We start from the raw sequence: 212 nt of genomic DNA, 5'->3' as shown, positions 1-212 counted from the left end.
GCTGAACTGAATCGTAAGGTTGCCAGTTACAGTGACCAGGTGTTTGTTAAGTTTTCCATTGATGCAGGAGGACCACCTCCAGGAGAGCCTATCGAAGTACGTGTCTTAGGAGGATTGGAGCATGATCGTCAACAAGCGGTCGAGTTGGTATCTAAATGGTTAGCCGAGCACTCTGGTCTTGCGAATGTTACTAACAGTGAAGCCTTAAAAGA

The 212-nt window shown here is 46.7% G+C and carries 1 protein-coding gene; it reads left to right on the top strand.

Annotation, left to right across the window (positions count from 1 at the left end):
• Nucleotides 1-212: hypothetical protein (locus tag MRS74_RS23870; protein WP_254582766.1), on the top strand; the 212-nt coding region annotated here is incomplete at both ends.

The organism is Marinobacterium sedimentorum (genome assembly GCF_024267675.1).
Taxonomy (GTDB): Bacteria; Pseudomonadota; Gammaproteobacteria; order Pseudomonadales; family Balneatricaceae; genus Marinobacterium_A; species Marinobacterium_A sedimentorum.
Note: the sequence above shows the minus strand (reverse complement) of the source record. Positions and strands in the feature narration are given on the sequence as shown.